At 32.2% G+C, this 4,880-nt stretch carries 5 protein-coding genes; 1 reads left to right on the plus strand and 4 read right to left on the minus strand.

Features of this window, described 5'->3' with window-relative positions; translation table 11 throughout:
* The 4 genes from J7M77_RS11550 to J7M77_RS11565 all read right to left on the minus strand — a co-directional run.
* The coding region (locus J7M77_RS11550; RefSeq protein ID WP_296878689.1) for an MmgE/PrpD family protein at nucleotides 1-631 on the minus strand (631 nt) is incomplete at its 3' end.
* On the minus strand, nucleotides 631-1,395 hold the full coding sequence (locus tag J7M77_RS11555; RefSeq protein WP_296878691.1) for an SDR family oxidoreductase: 765 nt from the start codon (nucleotides 1,393-1,395) through the stop codon (nucleotides 631-633). The genes J7M77_RS11550 and J7M77_RS11555, both read right to left, overlap by 1 nt.
* Nucleotides 1,396-1,514: 119 nt before the next feature.
* Nucleotides 1,515-2,405, minus strand: coding sequence for a glycoside hydrolase family 25 protein (locus J7M77_RS11560; RefSeq protein ID WP_296878693.1), 891 nt, complete (start codon nucleotides 2,403-2,405; stop codon nucleotides 1,515-1,517).
* A gap of 58 nt (nucleotides 2,406-2,463) precedes the next feature.
* Nucleotides 2,464-2,934 (minus strand): DUF1003 domain-containing protein, encoded by a 471-nt coding sequence (locus J7M77_RS11565; RefSeq protein WP_296878695.1) that lies wholly within the window; start codon nucleotides 2,932-2,934, stop codon nucleotides 2,464-2,466.
* Nucleotides 2,935-3,215: 281 nt separating this feature from the next.
* Between J7M77_RS11565 and carB the strand changes: the two genes are divergently transcribed.
* The coding region (carB, locus tag J7M77_RS11570; protein WP_296878697.1) for a carbamoyl-phosphate synthase large subunit at nucleotides 3,216-4,880 on the plus strand (1,665 nt) is incomplete at its 3' end.

The raw sequence follows: 4,880 nt of genomic DNA on the forward strand, positions 1-4,880 counted from the left end.
AGCCGTTTTTTGCACTGATAGCGGGAATGATGCTGCCAGCCATAGATCCATGACTGCCACGATTACCACTAGTCATGGTAGCAGCTAGAGCCATTGCTTCAATCATCTTTGCTTTAGAAAAGTTTAATAAACGACTAATCGCTACGCTGCTAGCAATACCGCCGACAATTCCGGTTGGATAATAACTAGGATCAGCGTTACTTTGTTTTGAAAATAAAGCAATTGCCAAGCGACATTCGACTTCTAAAGCAACCATTAATGCAATTAGAAATTGTTTTAGGGAAACTTTTTGTTTTCTAGCGATAGCCAGTAAACTGCTGGCTATCGGCCCACAAGGATGGATCGTAGTTTCTAAATGAATATCATCATAAGCTAAAATAGCACTGCTTAAACAATCAATTAAAACACAATTAGCTAAAGTCTGTGGTGTTTGCTGACCTAGCGGTAAATACTTACCACCATCATCTTTAAAAGTATTAGCGACAATTTGCACTGCTTCCTGATTACTGCTATAGAGACTAACCCCTAAATAATTAAATAAGGCATCATAGTAATAAGTAGGAATTTGTGTGATTTGATAGTTAGTAGCAAAATCAGCTAACTGATCAATCAATCTTTCTAACTCATTCATTATAACTTAACAGGGTAAATAGCCCCTAATCCACCATCAACTGTAATTTCAATACCATTAATATAATTAGCTTCATCACTGCCTAAAAAGATTGCCGTATTAGCAATATCATCAACATGGCCAACTCGACCAGCGGGAATAAGCGTTGCCCGATAGTTTTGTAATTCTTTTTCTTTACTTTCATCACGTCCTAATTCCTTACCAGCAGCTTCGGTCGGAATAATTCCTGGGGCAATGGCATTGATTCTGATTTTGCGATCTCTAAGTTCGTTGCTCCAAGTTTTAAGTAATGATTTTTGGGCTGACTTAGCAGCAATATATAAACTAAAATTAGGTAATCCTAATTGAGTTGTAACTGAGGTATTTAAAATAATGGTACTGCCTTCATTCATAATTGGTAAACTGGCTTGAACAGTATAATATGTTCCTAATACATTAGTATGCATGACCCGATCAAATTCTTGCTCAGTTACATTTTCTAAGGCAATATAATTACCAACACCAGCATTAGCAAAAACGATATCTAAATGGCCTTGTTCATCTTTGATTTTAGAAATTGCTTTATTCATGTCTTCTTTATTGCACACATCACCAACTACATAATCAATATTTTTACCAATCATATTTTTGGCTTCAATTAGTTTGTTTTCTCTCCGTCCGGTAATATAAACATAAGCACCTTGATTTACATAAGCTTTAGCTACCGCTAAACCAATCCCGGTACCGCCACCGGTAATTAACGCGATTTTTCCGTTTAATCTCATTTTTTATCATTCCTTTCTTCTTGTCTATATTTTAGATAAAACAGCTAAATTAGTACAATGCTAATATCGAAACATGCTATAAGATAAATGCATACTAAAAAACTGATTAGTTTGTCTAATCAGTCTTGCCAATATTTATTATTAATAATATTTAAATCAACATTACCATCAATTCCTTTAACGCTGCCAGTTTCACTATATTGTAAGATTGTAAAGCCATCATCAATAGTTCGATCATCCTGGTAATGAGCAATCCATTTAATATAGTTGTTTAAGCTTGGATCGGTTAATTTAGTTGTCCACCAGTAATGATTAGCGTAGATACCTTTGCGGTTTTGATCATCAATGGTACTTAAAAAAGCAGTAGCAATATTAGTTAGCTGTTCGCTTGAAAGATCATTTTGATATTGTTCATCTTCTAGATCAATAAAAACACCTAAATCAGGAATATCACCAGCTAATAAGTCATTTACAAAATTGGCTTCTTTTTGAGCTTGGCTGGTATCCCTAGCTAATGAGTAATAATAGATACCATAAGGAATGTTTAATTGTTTACATTGTTCGATGTTTTGTCTAAACAAGGGATCTTCTTTAGTATTGGTACCATTAGTTAATGAAGTATAACCGCAGCGAATGATGACAAAATCAATTTCTTGTTTCGCTAATTGGAAATTGATTTGATCATTCCATTTAGAAATATCAATTCCAATATATTCACCATCACTAGCTAGTTTATCATTATGTTTATAAATAGTAACACCGCTAAAGATCAAAATAACTGACAAGCAGCTAAGTAGTAACTTAATTAAATTTTGCTGCTGCTTATATTTTTTAATGATAAAAGGAAGACTGCCAATTATCATTATCAATAAGATAGTAATACTATGAATTAAATAAAGGGGGAAATATTGTTTATAATATAAAGCTGCTAAAAATATTATTATACTAATAATAAAGCTAAAAAGAATATTTTTAATGTTGAATAGATTTTGTTTCTTTTTTGAAGCCATGAAATCACCTCATGGCTTTGATTTTATCATAACTGATGGTAATTGTCGAATTGAGGTCTTAAAGCTGATTGTTGATTTTTTGTAATTCTTCAATAATTAAATCTAGTTTATTATGAAGATCCTGGATAATAATTTCGGTTTTTAAATTAACTTTATAATCATTGATATTACGCTGGCGATCTTTTTCTTCCTGACGATTTTGAGACATCATAATAATTGGGGCCTGGATGGCAGCAATGCAGGAAAGAATTAGATTTAAAAGAATATAAGGATAAGGATCAAAACGATTAATGGCTAATAAATTATAAAGCATCCAAGCCAATAAACTGATAATGAAAATAATGATAAAGGCCCAGCTGCCAGTAATTTTAGCAATTTTATCAGCTAGTTTTTCACTGGTGGTACTATCGTTGTTTAAATTAGATACTTTCTTTTCTAAAACAAGATGAATAATTTCTTCATCTTCCATATCATCGCGAACATTTTCTAAGATTTCATTGATAATATTAGTATGGGTCAAGTTTTTCATATAATCACCTAATTTTATTATTTACTAAGATATTTTTTTTAAACTGATATGGGATTATTTAAGGAGTAGTTATCACGATGATAACTTATTTTAAAATTGTTGAATAGTCGGTTAAGGTTATGTATACTAGAGTAGATAAAAGTAGAAGGAGTGATTATGATGGGTAAATTTAGCTTAATTATGAATAATCATTTTCAATTCTTTTATATTTCTGTTTTTTAATTGACATATCATTAGGTGATATGTTTTTTTGTAAGAGAAGATAGATGGAGGAATAAAAAATGCCAAAAAGAGAAGACATTAATACGGTATTGGTAATTGGATCTGGTCCAATTATAATTGGTCAAGCTTGTGAGTTTGATTACTCAGGAACACAAGCTTGTAAAGCATTAAGAAGTTTAGGGTATAAAATTGTTTTGGTTAATTCAAATCCCGCAACAATTATGACCGACCCAGAAACTGCTGATGTTACTTATATTGAACCATTAAATTTAGAAAGATTAACACAAATTATTGAAAAAGAACGTCCTGATGCTTTGCTTCCTAACTTAGGAGGACAATCAGCATTAAATTTATGTTCTGAATTAAATGAAGCCGGAGTTTTAGATAAATACAATGTAAAAGTATTAGGAGTTCAGGTTGATGCAATTGAACGTGGTGAAGACCGTTTAGAATTCAAAAAAGAAATGGATAAATTAGGTATCGAAATGGCTCGCAGTGAAATCGCTAATACAGTTGATGAAGCTTTAGCTATTGCCGATAAATTAGGTTATCCTGTTGTTGTAAGACCAGCTTATACCATGGGTGGAGCTGGTGGTGGTCTAGTTTACAACATTGAAGAATTAAAAACAGTTGTATCTAGAGGACTTCAAGCCAGCTTAGTACACCAATGTTTAATTGAAGAATCAATTTTAGGTTGGGAAGAATTAGAAGTTGAAGTTGTGCGTGATGCTAACAATAACATGATTACGGTATGTTTCATTGAAAACATTGATCCAATGGGAGTACATACTGGAGATTCATTCTGTAGTGCCCCAATGCTTACTATTAGCCAGGAAGTTCAAGATCGATTAAAGCAGCAAGCTTTTAAGATCGTTGAATCAATTGGAGTAATCGGAGGAACAAATGTTCAGTTTGCTCATAATCCTAAAGATGATCGTATCGTTGTAATTGAAATCAACCCAAGAACTTCACGTTCATCAGCGTTAGCATCTAAAGCAACAGGTTTTCCAATTGCCTTAGTTTCTGCAATGCTAGCAGCTGGATTGACAATGGAAGATATTCCATGTGGTAAATATGGAACATTAGATAAATATGTACCTGATGGTGATTATGTGGTAATTAAGTTTGCTCGTTGGGCTTTTGAAAAATTCAAAGGTGCTCAAGATAAACTTGGTACCCAAATGAAAGCTGTTGGGGAAGTTATGAGTATTGGTAAGACTTATAAAGAAGCTTTCCAAAAAGCTATTCGTTCATTAGAAATTGGACGTTATGGTTTAGGATACGCTAAAAACTTCAATGAATTATCAAAAGAAGAATTAATTAAATTATTAGCTAATCCAACTAGTGAAAGACAATTTATCATGTATGAAGCCTTAAGAAAAGGTGTTAGTGTTGAACAGTTACATGAATTAACACAAATTAAAAAATATTTCATTGAACAAATGAAAGAACTAGTTGAAGAAGAAGAAATGATCAAAACATACAAAGGTAAGGAATTACCAGTTGATGTTTTAAAACAAGCTAAACAAAATGGGTTCTCAGATAAATATTTAAGTCAAATCTTAGACATTGATGAAACAGCAATTCGTCAGTTACGTAAAGATAATGGTATTAATCAAGCTTGGGAACCAGTTCACTTAAGTGGAACTAAAGATAGTGCTTATTATTATTCTACATATAATGCTAAAGATCATAGTGATATTCATCATGATAAACAAAAAATC

The organism is Thomasclavelia sp., assembly GCF_017889095.1.
GTDB lineage: Bacteria > Bacillota_I > Bacilli_A > Erysipelotrichales > Coprobacillaceae > Thomasclavelia.

What these genes read in the sequence shown, in the direction of transcription:
- J7M77_RS11555 (WP_296878691.1), bottom strand. Translation starts at nt 1,395, where the DNA reads ATGAGATTAAACGGAAAAATCGCGTTAATTACCGGTGGCGGTACCGGG.
- J7M77_RS11565 (WP_296878695.1), bottom strand. Translation starts at nt 2,934, where the DNA reads ATGAAAAACTTGACCCATACTAATATTATCAATGAAATCTTAGAAAAT.
- J7M77_RS11560 (WP_296878693.1), bottom strand. Translation starts at nt 2,405, where the DNA reads ATGGCTTCAAAAAAGAAACAAAATCTATTCAACATTAAAAATATTCTT.